Here is a 26,278-nt window from a genome sequence, read left to right as displayed (position 1 = left end):
GCCCAGTATGAGCCCTCCCCTGCATCATCAAATCCTGATCGTTTTCATTTTACCGCGACGCTCAATCTTGAGCACTAATTGCCCTGCCGGAGTGTCCGCCAGGGCAATACGGAGTTGATGAAGGCCTTCAGGCAGGACTTTACTGCCGTTAACTTCCACCAGCACATCCCCATTTTGCAGACCAAAGCGGGCCAGTGCGGTCGGGGAATGAGAAAAGAACTCAACCCGATGTGCGTAATAACGAACGGAAAGGATGCGCTGCGGTTCAGGCTCGTCGCGAGTAAAGTGTTGCTCCCGATAACAAAACAGCATTTTTTTCGGCATGAAAAGATAGCTATCAAAGCGGGCCAGAAAGTTCATCCCCAGACCATATGCTCCCTGTTTGTTCTCACGTACCAGCAGCTTACCCAGCGGCATCTGATTAAAACTTAAGCCTGTCAGTGAATACCCAACACTTACCGCCTGGCCAGTTAGCCCCAGAACGGGCTGATTGATGCCTGTCAGCACCGCGCTTTCAGGACGTTCGCGGCTTGCTTTAATCAGCTCATCACCGATGTAACTGTAATAAACGCCGGTATCAACCCGCATATGGACCGGGCGATTGTGATAGTCCAGCAACAATTCAGGCCCGGAATCATAAGCATCGCGGTAGGGAACACACACCGGGTAATCCAGCGTACCGGGCGCTTGCTGCCAGACGCTGAGCTGCCCCTGTTGATTATCAACCTGCCACGCAAACTGGCGAAAAATATCCTGGCCTAAAATCCCGTCAATTTTCACACCGGTCACCTGAGTAAAGGCACTGAGATCCATCCCCAGCCACGGGGCACTGGCGGGCAACACGCGATCGCCAATAGCCAATGCCATCGGCTGCCAAAGCAGGAGTGCATCTGCAGGCAGCGGCCCACCCGGCGTCTGAAGACCTGCCGCCAGGATAGCCCGTTGCAACGCCGACACCTGGTCAACGGGGAGCCGATGCGTCAGCTCACTCGCCAGCGCATTATCAATCACCAGCGTACTGATGCCCGTATCCAGCAGGAAATGGTACTGCTTGCCGCTGATGGCCACCGGCACAATCAGAACATCGGGCCGCACGGGGCTCGTTAACACGGCCTGTGGGGCGGAGACAGGAATGCGGTCGGCCAGAGCCGATAATGATCCCGACAGCAGCGCAGCGGAAAAAATGATGGTCAGTGCAGAGTACTTCATAACCTTCCTTGTAGTGGATGCCCCATGTTCCAGTATTGGGGGCCCTGTGACGTTTACGTTTCTTCAATCTACGTTAAAAAGAGGACAAAACGAGATTTAAGCGTGCTAATTGTCGAGAAAAAGCAAAAAACACTGGATTGAACCCAACTCACTCATCCCCCTGTCACATTCACATTTGACACCTTTTTTTGAGGTTTTTTTGAGGTGATTCGTGCGTATTGTTAATGAAATGTAAGTGATAAGGTGGTCTGGAGCCATTTTCTCTGACGACCAACCCTACATAAATCAACAATAAAGGCAGTTTAATCATGAGCTTAAATATTAATCAGCAGTTTCACGGTAACGTCTATGTGGTCACGGGCAGCACTCAGGGACTGGGCGCTGCCGTTGCAAGATTACTGGCAGAACGCGGCGCGCGCGGGCTGATCCTTTGTGGCCGAAACCGCAAGGCCGGGGCGGCTCAAGAAGAGGCGTTACGGGCACTCGGTTGTGAAGCCTGGTTTGTCGCCGCCGATATCAGTGACCCACAAGCCTGCGAACAGGTGATTGCCGAAGCGGCAACGCGCTTCGGTACGCTGCATGGTCTGGTGAACTGTGCCGGAATGTCCGATCGTGGCACCATCCTCAATACGACCCCCGAACTTTTTGACGCCATCTTTGCCGTCAACGTCCGTGCGCCATTCTTTCTGATGCAGGCGGCGATCAAACTGATGATTGCCAATAAGGTGGAAGGCAGCATCGTCAATATTATCACCATGACCTCTCACGGCGGCCAGAGCTTCCTCACCACCTATGCCGCCTCAAAAGGCGCACTGGTTACGCTGACGAAAAACGTTGCTTTCAGCGCCATGCGCAACCGCATTCGCGTTAACGGCCTGAATATTGGCTGGATGGATACACCACACGAAGATGACATCCAGAAGCAGTATCACCAGGCGAGCGACGACTGGCTGGAAAAAGCCGAACGCGAGCAGCCCTTTGGCCGACTGTTGAAGCCCCGGGAAGTGGCCCGTGGCGTGGCATTTTTACTCTCTGAAGAGTCCGGGATGATGACCGGTGCCGTCATCGATTTTGATCAGAACGTGGTGGGCTGCGGTGATGATGGTGCACCACAGCCTCAGCAGATACTGGCCCTGTAAGGAGCGACCGGTTATGAACGCAATCTATCTCAATGAAGCACAGCTTTCGCTGGATGATTTCGCCACCGTATCACAGCAGACCCTGCATCAACAGGATTACCCGCTGGCGCACGGCGCACAACGGAATGTTTTGATTTATCAGGCTGAGTCGCTGATCAATGCCGCCCGTGACGATCGCCAGTCGGTGCTCAGTGAACTGCATCGGGCGCTCTCATCCGGGCCTGGCGTATTTGTTGTTAAAGGGCTGTACCGCGATCTGGCGGCCGTCGACCACAGCAGTCAGTTGTTTGAGGAGATCCTGCGTGATGAGGCGGCCTCCGGCGGCGGCGGCGATCATTTTGCCAGGGCGGGCAGCAATGGACGCATCTGGAATGCCCTGCAAAAAGTGGCAGAACGCGATGCCGATGCCTTTATCGATTACTACGGAAATCCCCTGCTGGCGCTGATCTGCGAAAGCTGGGTCGGGCCGGGCTATGAGATCACCGCACAGGTGAATCAGGTACGGCCGGGCGGTAAAGCACAGCAGCCACACCGCGATTATCATCTGGGTTTCCAGAGTAATGAGGTTGTGGCCCGCTTCCCGCTGCCTTTACAGATCCTGTCGCAGTATCTCACCCTGCAAGGCGCGGTAGCGCATACGGATATGCCGCTGGAATCTGGCCCAACCCAGTTGCTGCCCTTTTCCCATCAGTATGAGGGCGGGTATCTGGCCTGGCGCCAGCCCAAATTTATTGAATACTTCCAGCAGCATGCGATTCAGCTACCGCTGCAAAAAGGCGACGGGCTGTTCTTCAACCCGGCGCTGTTCCATGCGGCAGGTAATAACACCACGGCAGATCATATCCGCACGGCCAACCTGCTTCAGGTCTCTTCCAGCTTTGGCAAAACCATGGAGAAGGTCAACCACGTCAAAGTACTGCTGAGCCTCTATCCCACTCTGCGTCAGCGCCAGCTGGAGACAGAACAGCGTCATGCGGTGATTGCCGCAGCGGCAGAGGGCTATTCGTTCCCGACCAATCTGGATACCGATCCACCGCTGGGCGGACTGGTGCCACAGACGCAGCAGGCGCTGCTGTTGCAGGCATTACAGGAGGGATGGTCGGAAGTGCACTTTGATCAGCAGTTAAGCGAGCACGTGCAGAAACGTCAGGCGTGATTTTCCGCGGGCCGACCTGTTGTTTCCTGGTCGGCCCGCATCACATCAATACCCCGCGGTTAAATCATCAATGGTGCGCGGATCTGACGCACCGTAACGCATCCCGTCCGGCCCCAGCATAATGCTCTGCGTGCTGCCCATGGCAGACATCACCTTCACATTCTGCCCCTTCTGGCTCAACAGTTTCAGTGTATCCGGGCTGAAGCCTTTCTCTACACGTAGCTGATCCGGTAACCATTGATGATGGAAGCGCGGCGCGTTGGTGGCTTCGGCGACGTTCATTCCGAAATCAATGCTGTTCACGACCATTTGCAGCACAGTAGTGATGATGCGGCTCCCGCCCGGACTGCCCGTTACCAGCCAGGTTTTCCCGTCTTTAGCGATAATGGTCGGCGACATGGAAGAGAGCGGGCGCTTGTAAGGCTGTACCGCATTGGCTTCACCGCCCACCAGCCCGTAAACGTTTGGCGTTCCCGGTTTCGCGGAGAAGTCGTCCATCTCATTATTCAGCAGAATGCCGCTGTTACCGGCGACAATTCCGCTGCCGAAATTGGTGTTCAACGTGTAGGTAACAGCTACCGCATTGCCGTCTTTATCCACCACCGAGAAGTGCGTGGTCTGATTGCTTTCATACGGGGCCAGCTTACCGGGTTTAATCTCCGCGGAAGGGCGCGCTTTGGCGACATCAATCTGCTGCGCCAGCGATTTAGCATACGCTTTGCTGGTCAGCGCCTGCCACGGCACCTTGACGAAATCCGGATCGCCCAGATATTCCGAGCGATCGGCATAGGCATATTTTTCTGCTTCCGCCATCACCTGAATGGCATCTGCGCTGCCAAATCCCATCTTCGCCAGGTCAAAGTTTTCCAAAATATTGAGGATCTGCACAATATGAATGCCGCCTGATGAGGGTGGCGGCATCGAGAAAACTTCATAGCCACGGTAGGTGCCGCTGATCGGCTTGCGCTCGATCGCACGGTAGTTCGCCAGGTCCGTTTTGCTGATAAGCCCACCGTGCTGCTGCATCTCGCCTGCGATCTCATCGGCAATTTTGCCTTTATAGAAGGCATCCGGTCCCTGCTGTGCAATCAGTTCGAGGCTGCGTGCCAGATTGCGTTGCACCAGCTTTTCGCCTTTGAGATAAGGCGTACCGTCGGCTTTAAAGAAGATGGCTTTACTGTTCGCATGCCCTACCAGCACCTCTTTACCGTAAACGTTCAGGTCATCCGCCAGCGAGTCGTTCACCACGATACCTTTACGTGCCAGCTCAAGTGCCGGTTTGATTAAGGTACTCAGCGGCAGCGTGCCATATTTCTGACTGGCCAGTGAAAATCCTGCCACCGTTCCCGGCACGCCGGAGGCAAGATGGGAAGTCAGTGATTTTTTGCTGTCGGCGTTGCCCGCCGCATCCAGGAACATATCGCGGCTGGCGTGTACCGGAGCCATCTCGCGAAAATCAATCGAGGTGGTATTACCGGACGCGGTGCGCAACAGCATAAAACCCCCGCCGCCGAGATTCCCTGCCTGTGGATGCGTCACCGCCAGCGCATAACCCACGGCGATAGCCGCATCCACCGCATTTCCGCCCTGTTCGAGGATTTTCACCCCAACCTCTGTCGCCGTTGCATCCACCGAAGCGACCATACCGTGCTGCGCTTTCACCGGATGGAAGGTGTCCGCCCCAACCCCGTAAGAAACAGGCGGCGCAGTGGGAGCAGCACCTGCCCCCTGCCACACCAGTAACCCGGCTAACAGCGACCACGACAGGCGCTTCAGAGTAGCTTGTGTCATCATTGTTACATCCTTTAATTATATTTACGTTATGTTTGCCTTTGATAAATATGCACAAAAATGGATGAAAGGCGAATTTTAACGCAAATCAGGAACACTCCTGGCGTGCAGGGCTTGTTGCTGAAGTAGACTTAAGGCAGTAACACGGAGGAATAAAAATGAAAATGAAATGGTTAGTTATCTTTGCCGCCATTTTGCCGTTAACCGGTATGGCGAACATGCTGAGCAACAACAGCAATAACAGCAACCCACAACAGCCGGGCTACAATCCCAGCACGCAGCGTTTGCAGCAAAATATGCAGAACCAGCAGTCGCAGCAGAAGCTGAAACTCCAGCAGGATCAACAGCGTCAGCAGCAGGATTTGCAGCGGAAAATGCAGGAGCAGCGTGACAGTGCGGCCCAGCGCACCAAAGAGGGTCAGGTGAAACAGCTGCCACAGAATTGACGCTCAGGGCGAGGCATGCCTCGCCCCTACATAAATCCCATCAGTTCACACGATTCGTAGGGGGGTCAGATATGCCTCGCACCAACATAAAACCGTACAGCGCGATGCCCCATCAGTCACACGATTCGTAGGGGTCAGATATGCCTCGCACCAACATAAAACCGTACAGCGCGATGCCCCATCGGTCACACGATTTGTAGGGGGCGGGCATGCCTCGCACCTACATAAAACCGTACAGCGCGATGCCCAATCAATCACACGATTCGTAGGGGTCAGATATGCCTCGCACCAACATAAAACCGTACAGCGCGATGCCCCATCAGTCACACGATTCGTAGGGGTCGGGCATGCCCGACCCGCTATTCAGCGGAAATCCGGTCCAATCACATCAATGCGGTCGGTGCAGATCGCATCCACGCCCCACTGCAACAGCTCACGCGCCCGATCCGGGTTATTGACCGTATACACCAGAATACGCAGCCCGGCCTGTTTCAGCAGTGCAACGCGCGCCTTATCCAGCAGCTTATGATTCAGGTGAATCGACACGCAGTCCAACGTGGTGGTCAGTGTCTGCCAGTTGTCATCCCACTCATCCAGCAGCAGCCCGCGTGGCAACTCCGGCGCCGCCTGTTGTGCCGCTTCCAGCGCCTGATACGAGAACGATGACAGCAGCGGCATCACCTGCCCTTGCCACATCACCCTTGCCGCCAGCGCCAGAACCCGCCCGGTTTCTGCATCCAGACCAGTGGTAGGTTTAATTTCGATATTCGCCATCAGACGATGCTGGCGGCAGCGTGCCGCGACATCAGCCAGCAGCGGCAGGCGCTCATCGGTGAATGCACTACCAAACCAGCTACCGGCATCCAACTGGACCAGCTTGTCCCACGGCAACTGCCCTGCCACACCCCAGCCGTTGCTGGTGCGGTCAAGGGTGTCATCATGCAGCAGGAAAATTTCACCGTCCTGCGACAGTTTGGCATCAAACTCAATCATCCGGTGTCCCAGTTGCGCACCGATATCGATAGCGGCCAGGGTATTTTCCGGCGCCAGTTTCCCGCCGCCGCGATGGGCAACAATGGGCGGGTATGGCCAGGTCTTATTCATTAGTCGATCCGTTGTCCATTAGGGTCAAAGAAGTGCAATGACTGCGGCGGCAGATGCAGCCACAGCGTACTGCCCATCTCCGGTCGCACCGAATGCGGCAGGCGCACCACCAGTTTATTATTGCCCCAGCGACCGTGTGCCAGGTTATCCGCTCCCAGCATTTCCAGCGTATCCACCACCAGTGGAATGCCGCCGTCCTGCCGGGAGGAGAGTTCAATATGCTCCGGACGAACGCCCATCGTCAATGCGCGATCGGCCCATTTTGCCATCGGTACGCTCAGGGGAAGCGCCATACTGTCGCTGAGATTAAAACGTGAACCGTCAGCATTCACCTGCCCTTCCAACAGGTTCATCGCCGGGGAACCAATAAAGCTGGCGACAAAACGCGTGGCCGGACGCTCATAAATTTCCACCGGCGTACCGAGCTGTTCCAGCACGCCTTTATTCATCACCATCACCCGCTGCGCCAGCGTCATCGCTTCTACCTGGTCATGGGTCACGTACAGACTGGTGGTGTTCAGACGACGATGCAGCTGCTGCAGCTCCAGACGCATCTGCACACGCAGCCGGGCATCCAGGTTAGACAACGGTTCATCAAACAGAAATACCGCTGGTTCCCGCACAATGGCGCGCCCCATCGCCACACGCTGGCGCTGCCCACCGGACAGCTCACGCGGGCGGCGTTTCAGCAGTGCCTCCAGCTCCAGGCTGCGTGCCGCCTCCAGCACGCGCTGGCGGATCTGTTCTTTGCCCATACCGCGAATTTTCAGGCCCCAGGCCATATTCTCTTCCACGCTCATATGCGGGTAGAGTGCATAGTTTTGGAATACCATCGCGATACCGCGATCTTTTGGCTCCTCTTCGGTCACACGGCGGGTATCAATATAGATATCTCCGCTGGTCACCCGTTCCAGCCCGGCCACCATGCGCAGAAGCGTCGATTTTCCACAGCCGCTTGGCCCGACCATCACCATAAACTCACCGTCGCGGATTGAGACATCCAGCGGCTGAATAATCGGGTTTATCCCATCGTAGGATTTCGTTACTGCCTGAAGTCTTACACCTGCCATCGTTATTTCTCACTCTCAACCAGACCGCGAACAAAGGCGCGCTGCATCACTAAAACAATCACTACCGGTGGGATCAGCGTGAGGATCATCGCCGCCATCACCAGGTTCCATTGGGTTGCCGCATCACCGGTGGCAATCATGCTGCGGATACCCGCGACTGCCGTCCCCAGTTTGCTGTCGCTGACAATCAGCAACGGCCACATGTACTGGTTCCAGCCGTAGATAAAGGTGATGACAAACAGCGCTGCCAGATTGGTTTTCGACAGCGGCAGTACGATGTCCCAGAAGAAGCGCATCGGGCTGGCACCATCAATACGTGCAGCCTCCATCAGTTCATCAGGCAGCGTCATAAAGAACTGACGGAACAGGAACGTGGCGGTGGCCGACGCCATCAGCGGCAGAGTTAACCCGCTGTAGCTATCGAGCATATTGAGGTCGGCGATCACATCCACCGTCGGGAAAATACGCACCTCAACCGGCAGCATCAGGGTGATAAAAATCATCCAGAAAAACAGGTTACGCAGCGGGAAGCGGAACCACACCAGCGCAAAAGCCGACAGCATAGAGACGGTAATTTTTCCGGTGGTGATCGCCAACGCCATGATCAGGCTGTTAAACAGCATGGTGCTGAAGGGCGCGCTGTTTTGCCCCACGCCGTGGGTCCAGATACTGGAAATGTTATCCCACAGGTGCGTACCGGGGATGAGCGGCATCGGCACCTGAAACACCTGTTCCGTACTGAGAGTGGCGGCAATAAACGCCACATACAGCGGGAACAGCACGGTGAGGATACCGAGGCCCAGCAGGGTATGGCTGAAAATATCCAGCCCGCGTCGGTTTTCGATCATTGGTAGCGCACCTTCTTCTCGACATAGCGGAACTGAATCACCGTCAGAATAATCACCAGCACCATCAGCACCACGGACTGCGCAGAGGACGAGGAGAGATCCAGACCGGCAAAGCCTTCACGGTAAATTTTATAAATCAGCGTCGTCGTCGCCTGTACCGGGCCACCGCCCGTGGCGGCATCAATCACCGGGAAGGTATCAAAGAAGGCGTACACCAGATTGACGACCACCAGGAAGAAACCCACCGGGGCGATCAGCGGCAACGACAGGCTGAAGAAACGCCGCACCGGGCCTGCGCCGTCAATCGCGGCCGCCTCTACCAGGGATTTAGGAATAGACTGCAACGCGGCAAAGAAGAACAGGAAGTTGTAGCTCATTTGCTGCCAGATCGAGGCCAAAACGACCAGGAACATCGCCTGGCCGCTATTTTGCGCATGGTTCCAGCTGTAACCCAGCAGCCCTAAGAAATGGGTAATCAGACCGAGGCCCGGGCTGAACAGAAACATCCACAGCACCGCCGCCACCGCAGGGGCCACCGCATAAGGCAGCAGCATCAGCGTCTGATAAAAGCGTTTAAGGCGCAGCACGTAGTCGACCAGCGCAGCAAATAACAGTGACACCACCAGACCAATTACGGTGACCAGACCGCTGAACACCAGCGTGGTCCAGAAGGAATCAAGGTAGTAGCTGTCGCTAAACAGGCGAATAAAGTTTTCCAGTCCGACAAACGTGCTGGAGATGCCGAAAGGATCGACGTTTTGGACCGAGTACCACAGGGCTTCGCCCGCGGGCCAGAGGAAGAAAATGATCGTGATTAACAGCTGTGGCAGCACCAGCAGGTAGGGCAGTGCTTTGGCGCGAAATACGGGACGAGGTTGGGACATAAAGGTTTATCTCGTGCGAAAAACGTCACAGGGGCCGACCGCTGTTCTGGTCGGCCCTGATGGGAGGATCGGGGATCCACCCCTACATGCGTCTACGTTATTTGGTCTGTTGTTCGAAACGACGCAGCAGTTGATTACCACGTTCAACGGCGCTATCCAGTGCCGCCTGCGGGGTTTTCTTGCCCGTCCAGACGCTTTCCAGCTCCTCATCCACCACGGTACGGATCTGCGGCATATTGCCCAGACGCATCCCTTTGGTGAACGGCAGTGGATCTTTGTTCAGCATCTGACGCGTCGCAATGTCTGCACCCGGATTCTTGTCATAGAAACCCTGCTGTTTGGTCAGCTCATACGCGGCCGTGGTGATCGGCAGGTAACCGGTTTTCTGGTGCCATTCAGCAGCAATTTCTGGTTTCGCCAGGAACTGCATGAACTTGGCGACGCCTTTGTAGGTTTCTGCATCTTTGTTTTTCATGACCCACAGGCTGGCCCCACCGATGATGGCGTTCTGTGGCGCGTTCGGCACGGTTGCATCGTACGGCATCATGCCTACGCCGTAGTTGAACTTGGCGTGGCTACGGATATCCGCCAGCGAGCCGGAAGAGGCGGTGGTGATGGCACAGTCGCCGTTATAGAACTTGGCGGTGGATTCATCTTTACGGCCGAAGTAGGTGAAATCACCCTTCTTATTCATCTCTTCCAACAGGGCAATGTGGCGAACCTGCGTCGGTTTGTTGAATTCCAGTACCGCGTCAGTGCCGTCAAAACCGTTGTTTTTGGTGGCAACGGGCAGACCATGCCAGGCGCTGAAGTTCTCAATCTGGATCCAGCCCTGCCAGCCGCTGGCGTAACCACAGGTCATGCCCGCTTTACGCAGTGCTTCCGTATATTTCGCCAGATCCTGCCAGGTTTTTGGCGGCTGCTCTGGGTCAAGGCCGGCTTTTTTAAAGGCGTCTTTGTTGTAGTACAGCACCGGGGTAGAGCTGTTAAAAGGCTGGGAGATCAGCTGGCCTTTGGAATCGCTGTAATAGCCCGCCACGGCGGGCACAAACTGCTTCGGATCCATCGCAATGCCCGCGTTTTTAAACACTTCATTGACCGGAACAATCGCTTTCGATGCCATCATCGTGGCCGTACCGACTTCGTACACCTGCAAAATCGCTGGGGCTTTGCCAGAACGAATGGCAGCAATACCCGCTGACATGCTCTGCTCGTAGTTACCTTTGTAGGTTGGCACGATTTTATAGTCAGGGTTTTCTGCGTTAAAGCGGGTGGCCAGCGAGTTAACTTCTTCACCCAGCGCACCTTCCATTGAGTGCCAGAATGGGATCTCAGTGGCGGCCAGCGCATTGGCGCTAAGAGTCAGTCCCAGTACCACGCTAAGTGCGGTATGACGAAAGGCGATTGATGACATGTCGGTTTCCTGTACCCGGTGTTGTAAGGCGCGTTATCGCGCATTCTTTGAGTCGGGAGGTAACATGACATGCGAAAATGACAGAAAAATAACGAAGTTATGACAGTGAGGTGACAGCGAGGTGACGGTCGGGGATGCATTATTGATATCGGGCGAGGCATGCCTCGCCCCAACGGATAACGTAGGGGTCGGGCATGCCCGCCCTGTTTTACTGGCATGCCCGCCCCGGACATTAACCGCCTAAATACGCACTACGTACCGCTTCATTGGCCAACAACGCAGCCCCGGTATCTTCCAGCACCACATGACCGTTTTCGAGCACGTAGCCCCGGTCGGCCAGCTTCAGCGCCTGGTTGGCATTCTGTTCAACGAGGAAAATCGTCATGCCTTCCTGACGCAGCTGTTCGATGGTGTCGAAAATCTGCTGGATAATGATCGGGGCCAGGCCCAGCGATGGCTCGTCCAGCAGCAACAGACGCGGCTGGCTCATCAGCGCACGGCCAATGGCCAGCATCTGCTGTTCACCGCCAGACATGGTGCCGGCACGCTGTACACGGCGCTCATAAAGACGGGGGAACAGCTCATACACACGTTTGATGCGCTGCTGATACTGCTGACGCTCGGCAAAGAAACCGCCCATTGCCAGATTCTCATCCACCGTCATACGCGAGAAGACGCGACGCCCTTCCGGCACAATGGCAATCGCCTCACGCATAATACGCGCCGTCTGCCAGTCGGTAATGTCTTTACCGTCGAAGGTAATTGACCCCTCGGTGGCACGCGGTTCCCCGCACAGCGTCCCGAGAATGGTGGTTTTACCCGCACCGTTCGCACCAATCAGGGTGACAATTTCGCCCTGATTAATATGCAGACTGACATTGTGCAACGCCTGGATTTTGCCGTAATGCGCACTGATATTATTCAGGGAAAGCATAGCCTGACTCATATTATGCTTCTCCCAGATAAGCACGGATCACGTCCGGGTTATTACGGATCTCATCCGGCGTACCGTTAGCCAGCGGCGTTCCCTGGTTGACCACGTAAATACGATCAGAAATACCCATTACCAGTTTCATATCATGTTCAATCAACAGTACCGAAACGTTGTGCTGGTTGCGCAGTTCCGCAATCAGCTCATCCAGTTCGTGAGTTTCTTTCGGGTTCAGGCCGGCTGCCGGTTCATCCAGCATCAGGATTTCCGGACGCGTCACCATGCAGCGGGCGATCTCAAGACGGCGTTGCTGCCCGTAAGCGAGGTTACCCGCCTGGCGGTTAGCCAGCGCCAGCAACCCGACACGGTCCAGCCAGGTGGCTGCGCGATCAAGCGCTTCGCTTTCCGCTTTGCGGAAGGCTGGCGTTTTCAACAGACCCGAGAACACGCCGCTTTTCAGGTGCTGATGCTGGGCAACCAGCAGGTTTTCAATCACCGTCATCTCGCGGAACAGGCGCACATGCTGGAAGGTACGGACAATCCCCATGCGTGCGATTTTCTGCCCGGGCAGACCCGCAAGCTGCTTGTCCCCCAGCGTGATGGAGCCACCCGTCGGGCGATAGAACCCCGTCAGGCAGTTAAACACCGTGGTTTTACCAGCGCCATTCGGGCCGATAAGCGAGACGATTTCCTGCGGGCGCAGCTCCAGTTCCACATTATTGACGGCCAGCAAACCACCAAAACGCATCATCAGGCCATTAACGGCTAACAGAGGCTGAGTCATGCCTGGTCTCCTTTTTCTGCCGTTTTCAACTTCAGATGCGGGCGCTTCATCGGCAACAGTCCCTGTGGACGCCAGATCATCATCAATACCATTAAGCCACCGAGCACCAGCATGCTGTACTCGTTAAGATCGCGCATCAGTTCACGTGACACCACCAGCAGGATCGCGGCAAGAATCACGGCAAACTGCGATCCCATGCCGCCCAGTACCACGATCGCCAGCACAAACGCCGACTCGGCAAAGGTGAAGGATTCCGGGCTGACAAAGCCCTGACGGGCGGCAAACAGGCAGCCAGCGAAACCGGCAAAGGCCGCACTGATGGTGAAGGCGGTCAGCTTGATGCGCGTTGGGCTGAGGCCCAGCGAGCGGCAGGCAATCTCATCTTCACGCAGGGCTTCCCACGCGCGCCCCAGTGGCATACGCAGCAGACGGTTGATCACAAACAGCGTGATCACCACCAGCAGCAGCGCCACCATATACAGGAAGATAATACGGTCGCTCGGGTCATACTTCAGGCCGAAGAAGTTATGGAACGTATCCCAACCGCCGTCACGTGCGCTGCGGTTAAACTCCAGCCCAAAAAGAGAAGGTTTCGGGATCTGGCTGATGCCGTTCGGGCCACCGGTAATCTCTGTATTGTTCAGCAGCAGAATACGCACGATTTCACCGAAACCGAGGGTAACAATCGCCAGATAGTCACCGCGCAGACGCAGTACCGGGAAGCCCAGCAGCAGACCAAACGCCGCAGCGACCAGACCTGCCAGCGGCAGGCTTTCCCAGAACCCCAGGCCATAGTAGTGGTTGAGCAGCGCAAAGGTGTAGGCACCGATGGCATAAAAACCGCCATAACCCAGCACCAGCAACCCCGACAGCCCCACCACCACGTTCAGGCCAAGGCCCAACATGACGTAAATCAGCGTCAGTGTGGCGATATCCACCGTGCCGCGTGACACCAGGAACGGCCACACGGCGGCGGCAACAATTAAAGCCAGCAGGAACAGTTTTTGCTTCGGGGTTGAACCATCAATCCCCGGCAGGACCAGCGACGGGCCGGAGACTTTTTTCAGGCTGCTCTGCACCAGCGGGCGCAGCAGCTGGAACAGAAACACCACACCACAACCCAGCGCAATCCAGTTCCAGCGCACGTTGCCCGCGTTATTAACCACCAGTTTGGTGCCATCAAGATCCAGCCGCATGCCCATAAAGAATGCCGCCAACACCAACAGCATCAGCGATGAGACAAGGGCGTTAAGCAGGTTGAGCTTTTTCATACTTTCTCAACCTCCGGACGACCCAGAATACCGGTAGGCATCACCAGCAGCACCACAATCAGCAGCGCGAACGACACCACATCTTTATATTCCGTGCTGAGGTAGGCGGAGGTCAGGGCTTCTGCAATCCCCAGAATCAGGCCACCGATCATTGCACCGGGAATGCTCCCGATGCCACCCAGCACGGCAGCTGTGAAGGCTTTCATCCCGGCCATAAAGCCGATATAAGGGCTGATTACGCCGTAGAACTGGCCCAACAGCACGCCAGCCACCGCTGCCATTGCCGCACCAATCACGAAGGTCAGTGAGATCACCCGGTCGGTGTTAATGCCCAGCAGGCTGGCCATTTTCAGATCTTCAGCACAGGCACGACAGGCACGGCCCATACGTGAGTAGCGGATAAATATCGTCAGCGCCAGCATGGCGAGGAACGTCACGCTCCAGATCACGATCTGCATAGTGGAAATGGTCGCGGCAAAGCCATTGCTTTCGCCAATCGTCCACTGCCCGGTCACCAGACTTGGCAGCGCGAGATCGCGCGAGCCCTGGGTCAGGCTGACGTAGTTTTGTAAGAAGATTGACATCCCGATGGCGGAGATCAGGGCAATCAGGCGCTTGGACGATCGCACAGGCTTATACGCCACGCGCTCAATACTCCAGCCATAACAGGAGGCGATCACCACGGCGACAACGAAGCCGCTGCCAATCAGCAACCAGCTGGCATCAATCCCCATCATCATCAATGCGGCGATGACGATGAACGAGACGTAGCTACCGATCATATACACTTCGCCGTGGGCAAAGTTAATCATGCCGATGATGCCGTACACCATGGTGTAACCAATGGCGATCAGCGCATAGGTGCTGCCCAACGTCACACCGTTGAACATTTGCTGCAAGAAATAGAGAAACTGCTCGGACATACCTTAATACCTTACGAATCCACCTGCACAGCGGGTGCAGGTGGATGAAAACGACAAAGGGCCGGGCATGCCCGGCCCCTACGGGGATGCGCTGAGCTACCCCAAGGATCTCCGTTATTCCGGGGATTCACCGGGTTACCCCACGGATCTGCATTATTCCGTAGGGGCCAGGCACGCCTGACCCGCAGCCTGGTTTATTTCACGGCAGTGGAGGAGCCGTCCGCATGCCACTTGAATACACCAAACTCGAAGCCTTTCAGATCGCCCTTCTCATCCCAGTTGAGGTCACCCATCACCGTTGGCACTGCTGCGCCTTCTTTCAGGTTTTTCACGATAGCTTCCGGCTCTGCGCTCTTGCTGCGCTCCATACCGGCGGCCAGTGACTGCAAGGCAGCGTAGGTTGTCCAGACGAATGGACCTGTAGAGTCTTCTTTTTTCGCTTTCAGCGCATCAACGATAGGTTTGTTGGCAGGCACCTGGTCATAACGTTTTGGCAGCGTCACCAGCATCCCTTCGGAAGCCGCACCCGCAATGTTAGAGAGGGAAGCGTTACCCACACCTTCCGGGCCCATAAACTGGGTTTTCAAACCGGCCGCACGTGCCTGGCGCAGGATCTGACCCATTTCCGGGTGATAACCGCCGAAATAGACGAAGTCGACGTTGTCTTTCTTCAAACGCGCCACCAGCGTAGAGAAATCTTTGTCGCCTGCGGTCACACCTTCAAACAGCACCACGTTGCCGCCCGCTTTTTTCAGGCTGTCCTGTACGGAACGCGCCAGGCCTTCACCGTACTGCTGCTTATCGTGAACCACGGCAATACGCTGCGGTTTAATCTCGCTCAGGATGTATTTTGCGGCGGTCGGACCCTGGTCAGAGTCAAGACCGGTCGTACGCATAATCAGCTTATAGCCACGGCTGGTCAGGTCTGGTGCGGTTGCTGCCGGGGTAATCATCAGCACGCCTTCATCTTCATAGATATCAGAAGCAGGCTGGGTAGAAGAAGAGCACAGGTGGCCGATGACGTAACGGATACCGTCGTTAATCACTTTGTTGGCGACTGCAACCGCCTGCTTAGGATCGCAAACGTCGTCATACTTCACTGCGACCAGTTTGTCGCCGTTAACACCGCCTTTAGCGTTGATATCGGCAATGGCCTGCTGCGCACCTGTCCACTGCATGTCGCCATACTGGGCCACCGGGCCGGACATCGCACCCACGATGGCCACTTTGATGTCTTTTGCCATTGCTGCATGGCTCATTGCCAGAGCAACACAGCCCGCCAGGAACGCACTACCTTTACTCATTTTCATCCGAACTACCCCATCTGTTGTGGTTACTATTTATTATGTGCCGTGTAATCAGCGATAAACGCTTAACTAAGAACGAGTTAGAGTGACTACCGGCATTTTTTATGAATAAGGCTTTAAATTTCAGGTTATTAAACAGGAATATTCTGCTGTAAATCAACTGACATATTCAGTAAATAGCGGGTCCCGCAGGACAATTCACTAACACGAACGGTGGCATTTTAGCCGAATACCCAGGAGTTTATGCTGGCTGATAAATCATCAACAATGATTTACTCGGCATATAGGATAGAGACTCAACACATCGCCTCGTTTTTGTACGCAAAAACTAACACGTTATAGTATGGTCAACTTCGCTACAATATGCCTTTCTCACGTACGGGTTATTCCGATGAAACTGACTATCATCCGCCTGCAACAGTGCTCAGAGCAGGATCGCAGTGATTTAAAAAAAATCTGGCCACAGGCTGATATCGACGCTCTGGAAGCGCAGTTGGATGATCAATTCCGACTCTATGCTGCGCGCTTTAACGATCGGCTGCTGGCGGCGGTCAGAGTGGAAGTGCGCACAGGTCAGGGGAAGCTGTCGCAGTTGGAGGTGCGGGAGGTAACACGCAGGCGCGGTGTCGGGCTGTATCTGCTGGAAGAGGTAGTGGCACAAAACCCAGAGGTGGCCCACTGGTCGGTCTGCATCGACGGAACGTCGGCACCTGAAGTGATAGCCGCCTTTATGCAGGCGGGCGGATTTAAGCAGCAGAACGGTGAATGGTTGAAATAAAAAAGGGCTGACCTCAAAGAAGGTCAGCCCTTATAGCGACCACATGCCGGTCGCTCTGCTGTCATGGTATTGACTATGCTTCAATCGCCAGACGCAGTTTCTTCATCGCGTTCTTTTCAAGCTGACGCACACGCTCTGCGGAAACGCCGTACTGATCGGCCAGCTCCTGCAGGGTGGTTTTGTTGTCATCGTCAAGCCAGCGGGCACGGATAATGTGCTGGCTGCGTTCGTCCAGCCCCAGCATCGCATCACTCAGCTTATCCGCCGCGTGATCGTCCCAGTTATCTTCCTCAATACCATTCGCAAAGTCGGAAGACTTATCCTGCAGGTAGAGCATCGGCGCCATTGAACGCCCTTCGCCTTCGTCGTCCGGCGTTGGGTCAAAGGTCATGTCCTGCGCGGCCATGCGCGATTCCATTTCCAGCACGTCTTTGCTGCTGACGCCCAGTTCACGCGCCACCATTTCGACTTCTTCCTGGTTGAACCAGCCCAAACGCTGCTTAGCTTTACGCAGGTTAAAGAACAGCTTACGTTGTGCTTTGGTGGTGGCAACTTTCACAATACGCCAGTTACGCAGAACGTATTCATGAATTTCGGCTTTGATCCAATGCACAGCAAAGGACACCAGGCGCACCCCTACTTCCGGGTTAAAACGGCGCACAGCTTTCATCAGGCCGATGTTACCTTCCTGGATCAAGTCTGCCTGCGGCAGGCCATAACCAGAATAGTTACGAGCAACATGAACGACAAAGCGCAGGTGAGACAGGATCAGCGTTTTAGCTGCTTCCAGATCGCCCTGGTAATGCAGCTGTTCAGCCAACGCTTTTTCCTCTTCTGCCGTCAGCATAGGCCAGGCATTAGCTGCCCGGATGTACGCATCCAGGTTGCCTAAGGGAGCAATAGCTAAAGTTTGCATTTCTTTGGTCATTCAAATCCTCTCTGTGTTAAGCGTGGTGACAGCGCCAGTCCCTGACGCGCTGACTACACTACGCGAATTGCCGACAAAAATCGAAAGCAATCTGTGCGAAGCTTTGGGTCTAAATCTGCCTACTATGATGCTAAAACCACCCAAAAGTTCAATCAGATTAGTGGAGGTTTTACACATAATATGCGGCGCATGAAAGGAGCAGAATCGCAGGGGGAAGTGACAAGTTGATGAACTTCCTCTGCGGTAAACTCTCACGCAGCAGAGGAAGATTATATCAAAAAAACGTGTAAAGGGGTTACTGAGGCGTAAATCGGCGTAAATGTTGTACCGTTGCCAGCCACGCGGCCACCCAGCCAATCATTGCGGCAATCAGCAGCAGCAGCAGGCTTTCATCCCACGCCAGACCGTGCAACCCGAAGGTGGTGCCAAACACAGAAGCCACCTGAGCCACCACCGACTCAAGCCGCAGCACCAGCACTTCAGACAGCACCAGTGACAACAGTGCACCACAGAAGCCCAACAGTGCGCCGCCGTATAGGAAAGGTCGCAGAATAAAACCATCGGTGGCACCGATCAGCTTTTGCACATTAATGGTGTCACGCCGGGCAAAAATACTGAGACGTACGCTGTTACCAATCACCAGGAACACAGCCACAATCATCAGAATACCAATCATTGATGCAACCTGTCCCACCAGCCCGGTCAGCGCCGCCAGGCGGGCAAACCAGCTGTCATCCATCTTCACTTCATCAATACCCTGCACTTTTGACACGCGGTCACGCAGGCTATCCATGGTGGATGAGTTCTGGAAATTCAGCTTCGGCGTAATGATCGCAACCGCTGGCAGCGGGTTCTGCTCCAGCATGTCCATCGCACCGCCAAAACCAGACCAGTTACGGAATTCGCCCAGCGCCTCTTCGCGTGACAGGTAGTTAACCTTGTCGACGCCCTCTTCTTTTTTCAACTGCGCCACGACATTTTCAGCGGCGTCGTTATCCAGTGTTTTGCTCAGATAAACGGTCAGTTGCGGGGCGGGATACCACTGATCTGCCGCCTGACTCACATTTTTCCAGACCATATAGCAGACACTGGGCAGCGTCAGAGAAATGGCGATGACCATTACTGTCAGCAACGTGGCCAGCGGCTGGCGCCACATGTCAGAGAGTGAGCCATGCATTGCATAACGCCACTGCTCTTGCCATCCGCCTTTTAGCGCTTTGCTTTTAGATGGCACCTTCTGCTTCACCGCTTTGGCTGCTGCCGGGCGGGGATTGCGCTTATTCGCCACGATGACCTCCGTGCAAACGTCCCTGGTTTAGCGTCATCAGTCGATACTGACGGCTGCCAATCAGTCCCATATCATGCGTCGCCATCAGAACGGTGACGCCCACACGGTTGAACTCTTCAAACAGACGCAGAATATCTTCTGATAATGCCTCATCGAGGTTACCGGTTGGTTCATCCGCCAGCAGAACGGCGGGCTTGTTGACGACCGCACGGGCGATGCCCACACGCTGTTGTTCACCGCCAGACAGCTGAATCGGGAAGCTTTTTGCTTTATCGAGCAGGCCAACTTTATCCAGTGCGGCTGAAACGCGACGGCGAATATCTTCACCGCTGGCCCCGCTGATAATCAGCGGGATCGCCACGTTGTCATACACCGAGCGATCCATCAGCAGATGGTGATCCTGGAAGATCATACCGATCTGACGGCGCAGAAACGGGACTTCACGGCTTTTCAGACGGCTGATGTCGTGGCCGCCAAACCAGATATGCCCGGCGCTCGGGCGCTCAATGCCACAGATCAGCTTCAGCAAGGTACTTTTCCCCGCCCCGGAATGTCCGGTCAGAAACGCCATTTCGCCGGGACGCAGATGAAAATCTACCCCCTGCAGCGCTTGCCGACCGCCGAGATAAGCCTTACTGACTTCTTCAAAGCGAATCATCCTAATTTAATCCTCTCGGGCAAAAAGTGCCTCTATAAAATCGTCAGCCTTAAACGATCGTAAATCTTCAATCCCTTCACCAACGCCAATGTAGCGAATCGGAATGTTGAACTGATCTGCCACCGAGAAGATCACCCCACCTTTCGCTGTACCGTCAAGCTTGGTCAGGGTAATCCCGGTCAGGCCGACGGCCTCGTGGAACAGTTTAGTCTGGCTGATGGCATTCTGGCCGGTGCTGGCATCGATTGTCAGCATTACCTCATGCGGAGCCTGCTCGTCGAGCTTCTTCATCACGCGGGTGATTTTTTTCAGCTCTTCCATCAGGTGCGATTTATTCTGTAAACGCCCGGCCGTATCGGCGATCAACACGTCAACATGACGCGCCTTCGCAGCCTGGATGGCATCGAAGATCACTGAGGCGGAATCTGCGCCGGTATGCTGCGCCACCACAGGAATGTTGTTGCGTTCGCCCCACACCTGCAACTGCTCAACGGCAGCGGCACGGAAAGTATCACCTGCGGCCAGCATCACGGATTTACCTTCTGCCTGGAACTGACGCGCCAGCTTGCCGATCGTGGTGGTTTTACCCACACCATTGACCCCGACCATCAGGATAACAAACGGCGTTTTTCCCGTGACATCCAGCGGCGCTTCAACCTTAGCAAGAATCTCAGCCATTTCGCTTTTCAGCAGGCCGTACAACGCTTCGGCATCGCGTAACTGCTTACGGCTCGCCTGCGCCGTCAGGCTGGCAATAATGCGACGCGTGGTATCTACGCCAACGTCCGCAATCAACAGCTGCTCTTCCAGCTCTTCAAATAAATCGTCATCAATTTTTTTGCCACGGAACAGGCCGATGAAACCAGAACCCAGGTTTTCACGGGTTTTGACCAGGCTTCGCTTAAGACGGGCAAAGAAACCTTCTTTGGTCGGGCGAACCTGCTCCACGACCTGCTGTGGCTCTTCTTCCACAACCTCAGCGGCCAGCGCAGCCGCTTCGGCTTCGGCACGGGCTGCCGCTTCGGCTTCGGCACGGGCAGCCGCTTCGGTTTCGGCACGGGCAGCCGCTTCGGCTTCGGCACGGGCAGCCGCTTCGGCTTCAGCGCGGGCAGCCGCTTCGGCTTCGGCACGGGCAGCCGCTTCGGCTTCAGCACGCGCAGCTGCTTCGGCTTCAGCGCGGGCAGCTGCTTCGGCTTCAGCGCGGGCAGCCGCTTCGGCTTCAGCACGGGCTGCCGCTTCGGCTTCAGCGCGGGCTGCCGCTTCGGCTTCAGCGCGGGCAGTCGCTTCGGCTTCGGCGTTGTGAGCGTTTTCAGGGGCAGAGTCAGCGGCAGGGGGCACTTCCGCTGGCGTATCGGCAGAGGGCTGCGGTGATAACGTTTCTTTTACTTCTTCCTGTGGCGTCTGTTCTTCGCGCCCCAGACCAAGCCAGGAAAAAAAGCCACGTTTTTTATTCTTTGCCATGGTGCAACCACACTCCTCGCGGGAAAACCGTTCCGGTTCCGGTACGAAAATTAATCTGTTAATTAATCTCTTAGTCTAACACTTTCTGCCAAGCGCATCACAGCACCCTTTTTACGTTTCCTCCGCCCGGTTAGCCCGTTAAACTATGCAACAAATTATTAAGAGTTCAGCAAGATGAATAAGAAACCCCGCAGCGGCGCAGCAGGACAAATACGTATTATTGGTGGGCAGTGGCGCGGTCGTAAGCTGCCGGTTCCCGACAGCGCGGGCCTGCGCCCGACCACTGACCGGGTACGCGAAACCCTGTTCAACTGGCTGGCCGCTGATATTCAGCAGGCAAAATGCCTCGACTGCTATGCGGGGAGCGGTGCACTCGGTCTGGAAGCACTGTCACGCCATGCCGCCAGCGCCACATTGCTGGAGCTGGAGCGCCCGGTGGCACAGCAGCTGGAAAAAAACCTCGCGACCCTTGGAGCGAAGAGCGGACGCGTGGTCAATACCAACACCCTGCAATTTCTGGCGCAAAAAGGGGATGAACATCAGCTGGTCTTTATCGATCCACCGTTTCGTCAGGGACTGCTGGAGAAAACCACCCAGTTACTGGAGAGCAACGGCTGGCTGAGCGATGGCGCGCTGGTGTATGTTGAAAGTGAAGTGGAGCACGGCATCCCGCCCGTCCCGGTAAACTGGCAGCTTCACCGCGAGAAAATTGCCGGACAGGTGGCCTACCGCCTGTATATTCGTCACCGTGTTGACAAGGAGATTTCCAATGCTGATTAATGCTGGCCGCGTGCTGATGCTGTTCGTCTGGGCCTTTTTACTGCTTAACGTGGTACACCCGTTCCCGAAACCGCTCACGTACTTTGTTAACGTCGCGCTGTTTTTCATGGTGATTATGCATGGTCTGCAACTGGTGCTGATGCGCACCACTCAACCGAAAGGCGCAGAAAAACTGAGCGGTCTGATGCAGATTAAAGTGTTTTTCTTCGGGGTTTTTGAACTGCTGGCCTGGCAAAAGAAGAATTTTCCTAAGCAGTAACCCGCCGCGTTCCCTCATCAGGTTCGGGGTCTGCGTGCCGGAAAGATCATTTTCCGGCATCGCATCAGGGTGCTGTCTCAGGCACAAAACTGATAAAGCGTGAACCTTTGACCTTCAGCTCACCTTTACTGCCCTTATCCATCTGATGATAATCCCCGGCAGTTAACCCCAGCTTAAAATCGCCTGCCCCGTTTAACGGGTGGAACCAGGCTTCATAACGCATATCCTCTACCGGAATATGTTCGCGCTGGCGTGAACGGCGGTTCGGAGCCGGGTATTCTCGCTTGGATTTCACTTCCACCACCAGAGACCGTACCGGCGAAGCATCATTAACCGCCACTTCACGCCGCTGCTTAATAAATTGACGGGTTGCTAAGATGGCGATCACGGCCAGTACGATAAAAAAGATCAGAGGGGGCTTCATGTTTTCTTCATCCTCCTGAAGGTAAAAAGGTGAGTATGTGCATCGCGTGCGCAACAGGATACAACCGGAGACCTCTCATTGTCACATCCCCCCCCCTTCACCTAGACTGAGTGAAGTTGCATCACTTTCATCTATAACAACAGGGACAATTTATGATTTGGTCATTCCTTGCGGTTCTTTTTTCCGGCTGGCTGTATGTTGATGCCTCCTATCGTGGCCCACAGTGGCAACGCTGGGTATTTAAACCCGTCACCATGTTGCTGCTGCTGGCCTGGGCGTGGCAGGCTCCGGTGCTGGCAACCACTGATTACCTGATTCTGCTGGGCGTACTGGCAACACTGGTGGGTGATGCGCTCACGTTACTGCCCACCAAACGTATGCTGTATGCCATCGGTGCTTTCTTCCTGTCGCACCTGCTTTATACCCTCTACTTCGCCAGCCAGATGACGCTCAGTGTGTTCTGGCCCATCCCGTTAGTGCTGTTGATCGTCGGTGGCGTGGTAATCGCCACGATCTGGAGCCGTCTGGAAGAACTGCGCTGGCCGATCTGCACCTTTTTCGGTATGGCACTGCTGATGGTCTGGCTGGCGACGGAACGTTATTTTGTTCTGCCGTCCGAAGATGCCTTTACCCTGATGGCCGGAGCAATATTGCTACTGCTGGGTAACATCGTCTGGTTAGTCAGCCATTATCGCCGCCGCTTTAGCGCTGACAGTGCGATTATCGCCGCCTGCTATTTCGGCGGTCACTTTATGATTGTGCGCGCCCTGTGGTTGTAATTTGTACCATACCCTAAATAATTCGAGTTTCAGGACTAAAAGGCTTTAGCCTTTTTGAACCGCGCAACGCGCTGCCCCCCTGGGGCGAGGCCAGGCCGAGTAACGCGGCAAGCCCGCAGGGTGAGCCTCACGGATGAGGCTCATAGTCTCCAGCAGCATAGATAACTATGTGACTGGAGTGAGCGGGTGCAGCCAACGCACCTGAGGCTCGAAGTATGACGGGTATAGCGCTTGACTCTGGAGTCCACTCCAGAGTGTAAGATAGGCTTCGACGGGCATTGGTGCCCGCCGATACCTGTCAGGAGGCGTTATGCACCAGCACTCTTCATGTGGTTGTGGTCACCAGCACACCAGCAAACAGCACGGATGCAGCACCCGCCCGCGTCCCGTTATTCAAAAAATCACCGCTGTCAGCGCAGCAGGCGTTGATGCACCCTGTTGTGAAGATACAGCCTGCAGTTCGGGGAACGACCCCGATGATGAGGGTGACAGGCCCGCTGGCGCATTAAGCTTCAGCTGGCAGGTGACAGGGATGGACTGCCCGGCCTGCGCACGCAAGGTAGAAACCGCGGTAAAACAACTCCCTCAGGTAGCCATGGCGCGCGTGGTATTTTCCAGCGAAAAACTGCGGGTCGATGCCAGCAGCGATATCCGTGATGACGTTGAACGGGCAGTGGCTCGCGCCGGTTTTCAATTACAGCGCAGCGATGCCCCCACCGCACCTAAAGTTGAACAGAGTTTCTGGCAGGAGAATGTGAACCTGATTCTGCTGGCTGTACTGATGGCGATAAGTGCACTGCTGAGTAGCCTGAATCATCCGGCAGGCACGCTGGCCTTTACCCTGACCACACTGGTTGGCGTCTGGCCGATTGGCCGCAGCGCCCTGCGTCTGATGCGCAGCGGGTCGCCATTCAGCATTGAAACCCTGATGACCGTTGCGGCTCTCGGCGCACTGTTTATCGGCGCTACCGCAGAAGCGGCGATGGTGCTGCTGTTGTTTATGCTGGGAGAGAGGCTGGAGTCCTTTGCCGCCGGGCGTGCACGCAAAGGTGTGACTGCGCTGATGGCACTGAAGCCGGATACGGCGCTACGCCTGCGTTCAGGTCTGCGTGAAAACGTGGCGGTGAACGCGTTACGCCCCGGAGATGTCATTGAAGTGGCCGCCGGTGCGCGGCTGCCCACCGATGCGAAACTGCTCAGTACTTTTGCCAGCTTTGATGAAAGTGCCCTCACCGGGGAGTCAGTGCCGGTTGAACGCCAGAAAAATGAAACCATCGCCGCTGGTTGCCTGAGCGTGGATCGACTGGTGCAGCTGGAAGTGGTGTCCGAACCCGGTAAAAGTGCCATTGACCGCATTCTGCATCTGATTGAAGAAGCCGAAGAGCGGCGCGCGCCGATTGAACGTTTCCTTGATCGCTTCAGTCGTATCTACACCCCAGCCATTATTGCACTGTCGCTGGCGGTGGTGCTGGTACCGCCGCTGCTCATGGGCGCTGAATGGCAACCGTGGATCTATAAAGGATTAACACTGCTGCTGATCGGTTGCCCGTGCGCGCTGGTGATTTCCACGCCGGCGGCGATTACTTCCGGGCTGGCCGCTGCGGCACGCCGGGGTGCATTAATTAAAGGCGGTGCGGCGCTGGAAAACCTGGGCAGCGTACGTACCATCGCCTTTGATAAAACCGGCACCCTGACCGAAGGCAAACCGCAGGTCACTGCTATTCTGCCGCTGGCCGCACTGGATGAGGATCAGTTACTGGCAACGGCTGCCGCCATTGAACAGGGTTCCTCCCACCCGCTGGCGCTGGCGATTGTGGCTGCGGCAACAGACCGACAGCTGACCATCCCTGAAGCCGAAGCGCAACGCGCCCTGGCGGGCAGCGGTGTGGAAGCAATTGTGAGTGGTCGCTTACTTTCCATATGCGCACCATCAAAACTGCCTGAAGAGTTGCTGGCACCGCAGCGAGAGAACGTGGAAACCCTGGAAAACGCGGGCAATACCGTAGTGCTGATGCATGATGGCCAGCAGTTGCTGGGGATCATTGCGCTGCGCGATACGCTGCGTGCCGATGCCAAAGCTGCACTGGACGAGCTGAAATCACTGGGCATCCAGGCCGTGATGCTGACGGGCGATAATCCACGCGCGGCCGCGGCCATCGCCACTGAGCTGAATATTGACTACCGCGCAGGCCTGTTGCCGGAAGATAAAGTCGCGGCAATCAGCCAGCTTAATCAGCAGCAGCCGGTAGCAATGGTCGGTGACGGCATTAATGATGCTCCGGCGATGAAGGCCGCTACCATCGGTATTGCAATGGGCAGCGGCAGTGATGTCGCACTGGAAACCGCCGATGCCGCACTGACCCATAACCGGCTTAATGGCCTGGCCACGATGATCCGCCTGTCGCGCGCAACCCATACCAATATCCGCCAGAATGTGGCGTTGGCGCTGGGGCTGAAAGGGCTGTTCCTGGTGACGACGTTACTGGGGATAACGGGACTGTGGCTCGCGGTATTGGCAGACTCGGGGGCGACAGCGTTAGTAACCGCTAACGCACTGCGGTTGTTACGAAAGAAATAACGGGGTAAACGTTGGGCGAGGCATGCCTCGCCCCTACGGGATAGCGCAACCAGAGACCAGGCATACGT

The 26,278-nt window shown here is 55.7% G+C and carries 25 protein-coding genes; 8 read left to right on the top strand and 17 right to left on the bottom strand.

Annotated elements, in window-relative coordinates; translation table 11 throughout:
* Window positions 1-27 precede the first annotated feature (27 nt).
* Entirely contained in the window at window positions 28-1,209 is a 1,182-nt protein-coding gene (locus LJN55_RS01595) for an aspartyl protease family protein (protein ID WP_133846627.1), read from the bottom strand.
* Between the two features lie 308 nt (window positions 1,210-1,517).
* On the opposite strand from LJN55_RS01595, the gene LJN55_RS01590 reads away from it, so the two are divergent.
* A complete protein-coding gene (locus LJN55_RS01590; protein WP_133846626.1) occupies window positions 1,518-2,348 on the top strand; it encodes an SDR family oxidoreductase in 831 nt (276 codons plus the stop codon).
* Window positions 2,349-2,361: 13 nt separating this feature from the next.
* Window positions 2,362-3,504 (top strand): phytanoyl-CoA dioxygenase family protein, encoded by a 1,143-nt coding sequence (locus tag LJN55_RS01585; RefSeq protein ID WP_227535573.1) that lies wholly within the window; start codon window positions 2,362-2,364, stop codon window positions 3,502-3,504.
* Between the two features lie 45 nt (window positions 3,505-3,549).
* Here the strand turns inward: LJN55_RS01585 and ggt are convergent, their stop codons facing one another.
* Complete coding sequence (gene ggt / locus LJN55_RS01580; protein ID WP_133846624.1) at window positions 3,550-5,298, bottom strand: gamma-glutamyltransferase; 1,749 nt, start codon at window positions 5,296-5,298, stop codon at window positions 3,550-3,552.
* Between the two features lie 155 nt (window positions 5,299-5,453).
* Here ggt and LJN55_RS01575 point away from each other — a divergent pair, with 155 nt between their 5' ends.
* Window positions 5,454-5,741: a DUF2756 domain-containing protein gene (locus LJN55_RS01575; RefSeq protein WP_133846623.1), complete on the top strand. Its 288-nt coding sequence runs from the start codon at window positions 5,454-5,456 to the stop codon at window positions 5,739-5,741.
* A gap of 363 nt (window positions 5,742-6,104) precedes the next feature.
* Here LJN55_RS01575 and ugpQ read toward each other — a convergent pair whose 3' ends face one another.
* The 10 genes from ugpQ to LJN55_RS01525 all read right to left on the bottom strand — a co-directional run bounded on the left by ugpQ (window position 6,105) and on the right by LJN55_RS01525 (window position 16,280).
* A complete protein-coding gene (gene ugpQ / locus LJN55_RS01570; RefSeq protein WP_212813606.1) occupies window positions 6,105-6,845 on the bottom strand; it encodes a glycerophosphodiester phosphodiesterase in 741 nt (246 codons plus the stop codon).
* Entirely contained in the window at window positions 6,845-7,915 is a 1,071-nt protein-coding gene (locus tag LJN55_RS01565) for a sn-glycerol-3-phosphate import ATP-binding protein UgpC (RefSeq protein WP_171149714.1), read from the bottom strand. Before LJN55_RS01565 ends, ugpQ begins: the two co-directional genes overlap by 1 nt.
* 2 nt (window positions 7,916-7,917) lie before the next feature.
* Window positions 7,918-8,763 (bottom strand): sn-glycerol-3-phosphate ABC transporter permease UgpE, encoded by an 846-nt coding sequence (gene ugpE / locus LJN55_RS01560; protein WP_133846620.1) that lies wholly within the window; start codon window positions 8,761-8,763, stop codon window positions 7,918-7,920.
* Window positions 8,760-9,647, bottom strand: a complete 888-nt coding sequence (gene ugpA / locus LJN55_RS01555) for a sn-glycerol-3-phosphate ABC transporter permease UgpA (protein ID WP_227535572.1) — start codon at window positions 9,645-9,647, stop codon at window positions 8,760-8,762. Before ugpA ends, ugpE begins: the two co-directional genes overlap by 4 nt.
* 97 nt (window positions 9,648-9,744) lie before the next feature.
* Entirely contained in the window at window positions 9,745-11,061 is a 1,317-nt protein-coding gene (gene ugpB / locus LJN55_RS01550; protein WP_133846618.1) for a sn-glycerol-3-phosphate ABC transporter substrate-binding protein UgpB, read from the bottom strand.
* Between the two features lie 232 nt (window positions 11,062-11,293).
* Window positions 11,294-12,007: a high-affinity branched-chain amino acid ABC transporter ATP-binding protein LivF gene (gene livF / locus LJN55_RS01545; RefSeq protein ID WP_062747708.1), complete on the bottom strand. Its 714-nt coding sequence runs from the start codon at window positions 12,005-12,007 to the stop codon at window positions 11,294-11,296.
* Window position 12,008: 1 nt separating this feature from the next.
* On the bottom strand, window positions 12,009-12,776 hold the full coding sequence (gene livG, locus LJN55_RS01540; protein ID WP_133846617.1) for a high-affinity branched-chain amino acid ABC transporter ATP-binding protein LivG: 768 nt from the start codon (window positions 12,774-12,776) through the stop codon (window positions 12,009-12,011).
* Window positions 12,773-14,047: a high-affinity branched-chain amino acid ABC transporter permease LivM gene (locus tag LJN55_RS01535; RefSeq protein WP_133846616.1), complete on the bottom strand. Its 1,275-nt coding sequence runs from the start codon at window positions 14,045-14,047 to the stop codon at window positions 12,773-12,775. The genes livG and LJN55_RS01535 overlap by 4 nt, the downstream gene beginning before the upstream one ends.
* Window positions 14,044-14,970 carry a high-affinity branched-chain amino acid ABC transporter permease LivH gene (gene livH, locus LJN55_RS01530; protein ID WP_133846615.1) on the bottom strand — a complete coding sequence of 309 codons (927 nt, stop codon included), beginning with the start codon at window positions 14,968-14,970 and terminating at the stop codon, window positions 14,044-14,046. The genes LJN55_RS01535 and livH overlap by 4 nt, the downstream gene beginning before the upstream one ends.
* Window positions 14,971-15,164: 194 nt before the next feature.
* Window positions 15,165-16,280, bottom strand: coding sequence for a branched-chain amino acid ABC transporter substrate-binding protein (locus LJN55_RS01525; protein ID WP_133846614.1), 1,116 nt, complete (start codon window positions 16,278-16,280; stop codon window positions 15,165-15,167).
* Window positions 16,281-16,668: 388 nt separating this feature from the next.
* Between LJN55_RS01525 and panM the strand changes: the two genes are divergently transcribed.
* The gene (gene panM, locus LJN55_RS01520; protein ID WP_167864251.1) at window positions 16,669-17,055 is read left to right on the top strand and encodes an aspartate 1-decarboxylase autocleavage activator PanM; all 387 of its coding nucleotides are present in this window, start codon (window positions 16,669-16,671) and stop codon (window positions 17,053-17,055) included.
* Window positions 17,056-17,128: 73 nt separating this feature from the next.
* Here the strand turns inward: panM and rpoH are convergent, their stop codons facing one another.
* From rpoH to ftsY, 4 genes are all read right to left on the bottom strand, one after another.
* The gene (gene rpoH, locus LJN55_RS01515; protein WP_133846609.1) at window positions 17,129-17,983 is read right to left on the bottom strand and encodes an RNA polymerase sigma factor RpoH; all 855 of its coding nucleotides are present in this window, start codon (window positions 17,981-17,983) and stop codon (window positions 17,129-17,131) included.
* Window positions 17,984-18,278: 295 nt separating this feature from the next.
* A complete protein-coding gene (gene ftsX / locus LJN55_RS01510) occupies window positions 18,279-19,271 on the bottom strand; it encodes a permease-like cell division protein FtsX (RefSeq protein WP_133846608.1) in 993 nt (330 codons plus the stop codon).
* Window positions 19,261-19,929: a cell division ATP-binding protein FtsE gene (gene ftsE, locus LJN55_RS01505; protein ID WP_133846607.1), complete on the bottom strand. Its 669-nt coding sequence runs from the start codon at window positions 19,927-19,929 to the stop codon at window positions 19,261-19,263. Before ftsE ends, ftsX begins: the two co-directional genes overlap by 11 nt.
* Window positions 19,930-19,935: 6 nt before the next feature.
* Complete coding sequence (gene ftsY, locus LJN55_RS01500) at window positions 19,936-21,390, bottom strand: signal recognition particle-docking protein FtsY (protein ID WP_227535570.1); 1,455 nt, start codon at window positions 21,388-21,390, stop codon at window positions 19,936-19,938.
* Between the two features lie 174 nt (window positions 21,391-21,564).
* Here ftsY and rsmD point away from each other — a divergent pair, with 174 nt between their 5' ends.
* Both rsmD and LJN55_RS01490 read left to right on the top strand, forming a co-directional pair.
* The gene (gene rsmD / locus LJN55_RS01495) at window positions 21,565-22,170 is read left to right on the top strand and encodes a 16S rRNA (guanine(966)-N(2))-methyltransferase (RefSeq protein ID WP_133844251.1); all 606 of its coding nucleotides are present in this window, start codon (window positions 21,565-21,567) and stop codon (window positions 22,168-22,170) included.
* Complete coding sequence (locus tag LJN55_RS01490) at window positions 22,160-22,429, top strand: DUF1145 family protein (RefSeq protein WP_133844253.1); 270 nt, start codon at window positions 22,160-22,162, stop codon at window positions 22,427-22,429. The genes rsmD and LJN55_RS01490 overlap by 11 nt, the downstream gene beginning before the upstream one ends.
* A gap of 64 nt (window positions 22,430-22,493) precedes the next feature.
* On the opposite strand, the gene LJN55_RS01485 is transcribed toward LJN55_RS01490, so the two are convergent.
* On the bottom strand, window positions 22,494-22,853 hold the full coding sequence (locus LJN55_RS01485) for a DUF2500 domain-containing protein (RefSeq protein ID WP_227535568.1): 360 nt from the start codon (window positions 22,851-22,853) through the stop codon (window positions 22,494-22,496).
* A gap of 152 nt (window positions 22,854-23,005) precedes the next feature.
* On the opposite strand from LJN55_RS01485, the gene LJN55_RS01480 reads away from it, so the two are divergent.
* Both LJN55_RS01480 and LJN55_RS01475 read left to right on the top strand, forming a co-directional pair.
* Entirely contained in the window at window positions 23,006-23,632 is a 627-nt protein-coding gene (locus LJN55_RS01480) for a lysoplasmalogenase (protein WP_133844257.1), read from the top strand.
* Window positions 23,633-23,942: 310 nt separating this feature from the next.
* Window positions 23,943-26,210 carry a zinc/cadmium/mercury/lead-transporting ATPase gene (locus LJN55_RS01475; RefSeq protein WP_227535566.1) on the top strand — a complete coding sequence of 756 codons (2,268 nt, stop codon included), beginning with the start codon at window positions 23,943-23,945 and terminating at the stop codon, window positions 26,208-26,210.
* Window positions 26,211-26,278 lie beyond the last annotated feature (68 nt).

Origin of the sequence: Erwinia rhapontici (assembly GCF_020683125.1) — a bacterium.
Lineage (GTDB): Bacteria > Pseudomonadota > Gammaproteobacteria > Enterobacterales > Enterobacteriaceae > Erwinia > Erwinia rhapontici.
The sequence above is the reverse complement of the archived record's forward strand: the minus strand, read 5'-3'. Positions and strand labels throughout refer to the sequence as shown.

Coding starts and splice junctions, on each gene's coding strand:
- ugpB (WP_133846618.1), bottom strand. CDS start 11,061: ATGTCATCAATCGCCTTTCGTCATACCGCACTTAGCGTGGTACTGGGA.
- livG (WP_133846617.1), bottom strand. CDS start 12,776: ATGACTCAGCCTCTGTTAGCCGTTAATGGCCTGATGATGCGTTTTGGT.
- livF (WP_062747708.1), bottom strand. CDS start 12,007: ATGAGTCAGGCTATGCTTTCCCTGAATAATATCAGTGCGCATTACGGC.
- ugpE (WP_133846620.1), bottom strand. CDS start 8,763: ATGATCGAAAACCGACGCGGGCTGGATATTTTCAGCCATACCCTGCTG.
- ugpQ (WP_212813606.1), bottom strand. CDS start 6,845: ATGAATAAGACCTGGCCATACCCGCCCATTGTTGCCCATCGCGGCGGC.
- LJN55_RS01485 (WP_227535568.1), bottom strand. CDS start 22,853: ATGAAGCCCCCTCTGATCTTTTTTATCGTACTGGCCGTGATCGCCATC.
- LJN55_RS01525 (WP_133846614.1), bottom strand. CDS start 16,280: ATGAAAATGAGTAAAGGTAGTGCGTTCCTGGCGGGCTGTGTTGCTCTG.
- ggt (WP_133846624.1), bottom strand. CDS start 5,298: ATGATGACACAAGCTACTCTGAAGCGCCTGTCGTGGTCGCTGTTAGCC.
- LJN55_RS01535 (WP_133846616.1), bottom strand. CDS start 14,047: ATGAAAAAGCTCAACCTGCTTAACGCCCTTGTCTCATCGCTGATGCTG.
- LJN55_RS01585 (WP_227535573.1), top strand. CDS start 2,362: ATGAACGCAATCTATCTCAATGAAGCACAGCTTTCGCTGGATGATTTC.
- panM (WP_167864251.1), top strand. CDS start 16,669: ATGAAACTGACTATCATCCGCCTGCAACAGTGCTCAGAGCAGGATCGC.
- LJN55_RS01590 (WP_133846626.1), top strand. CDS start 1,518: ATGAGCTTAAATATTAATCAGCAGTTTCACGGTAACGTCTATGTGGTC.
- ftsY (WP_227535570.1), bottom strand. CDS start 21,390: ATGGCAAAGAATAAAAAACGTGGCTTTTTTTCCTGGCTTGGTCTGGGG.
- LJN55_RS01480 (WP_133844257.1), top strand. CDS start 23,006: ATGATTTGGTCATTCCTTGCGGTTCTTTTTTCCGGCTGGCTGTATGTT.
- LJN55_RS01575 (WP_133846623.1), top strand. CDS start 5,454: ATGAAAATGAAATGGTTAGTTATCTTTGCCGCCATTTTGCCGTTAACC.
- rsmD (WP_133844251.1), top strand. CDS start 21,565: ATGAATAAGAAACCCCGCAGCGGCGCAGCAGGACAAATACGTATTATT.
- LJN55_RS01490 (WP_133844253.1), top strand. CDS start 22,160: ATGCTGATTAATGCTGGCCGCGTGCTGATGCTGTTCGTCTGGGCCTTT.
- rpoH (WP_133846609.1), bottom strand. CDS start 17,983: ATGACCAAAGAAATGCAAACTTTAGCTATTGCTCCCTTAGGCAACCTG.
- livH (WP_133846615.1), bottom strand. CDS start 14,970: ATGTCCGAGCAGTTTCTCTATTTCTTGCAGCAAATGTTCAACGGTGTG.
- LJN55_RS01595 (WP_133846627.1), bottom strand. CDS start 1,209: ATGAAGTACTCTGCACTGACCATCATTTTTTCCGCTGCGCTGCTGTCG.
- ugpA (WP_227535572.1), bottom strand. CDS start 9,647: ATGTCCCAACCTCGTCCCGTATTTCGCGCCAAAGCACTGCCCTACCTG.
- LJN55_RS01565 (WP_171149714.1), bottom strand. CDS start 7,915: ATGGCAGGTGTAAGACTTCAGGCAGTAACGAAATCCTACGATGGGATA.
- LJN55_RS01475 (WP_227535566.1), top strand. CDS start 23,943: ATGCACCAGCACTCTTCATGTGGTTGTGGTCACCAGCACACCAGCAAA.
- ftsE (WP_133846607.1), bottom strand. CDS start 19,929: ATGATTCGCTTTGAAGAAGTCAGTAAGGCTTATCTCGGCGGTCGGCAA.